Here is a 456-nt window from a genome sequence, read left to right on the forward strand (position 1 = left end):
GGCCAAGTTCGTGATGCGGGAACTCTACGAGAACGGAGTGTGGGCGATCTTCTCGACACTGGATCCCCGTGTCCTGCAATTCAAACCGGGTCTGCTGCTCTCGCGCGAGCTCTGCGAGGACGTCCTGGACCGCCTCGCCGTCGCGGTGGCCAGGGCAGAGACCGTCGTGAGAGGACGTAAGGCGTCATGACCAGTACCGCACAGGCAGGCCACATGCTGGAGCGGGCCCGTTGGGCCGCGGCGGCATACGCCGATTACGACGCCGCGACGGTGACCGCCATCGTCAACGCGGTGGCCGAAGCCGGCTATGCCGAAGCCGAACGCTTCGCCGCGGAAGCGGTCGCCGAGACCGGCATGGGCGTGGTGGCCGACAAGGTGACCAAGAACCGGGCCTGCTCGCGAGGCATCGTCGACTACTACCGCGGAGACGATTACGTGTCGCCGCGAGTCGACGAG

At 66.7% G+C, this 456-nt stretch carries 2 pseudogenes; both read left to right on the forward strand.

Features of this window, described 5'->3' with window-relative positions:
* Positions 1 to 190: pseudogene (locus RM780_RS27675) on the forward strand (aspartate aminotransferase family protein); the annotation flags it as partial.
* A pseudogene (locus RM780_RS27680) lies at positions 187 to 456 on the forward strand (aldehyde dehydrogenase family protein); the annotation flags it as partial. The pseudogenes RM780_RS27675 and RM780_RS27680, both read left to right, overlap by 4 nt.

This window comes from Streptomyces boetiae, from assembly GCF_031845405.1.
Lineage (GTDB): Bacteria > Actinomycetota > Actinomycetes > Streptomycetales > Streptomycetaceae > Streptomyces > Streptomyces boetiae.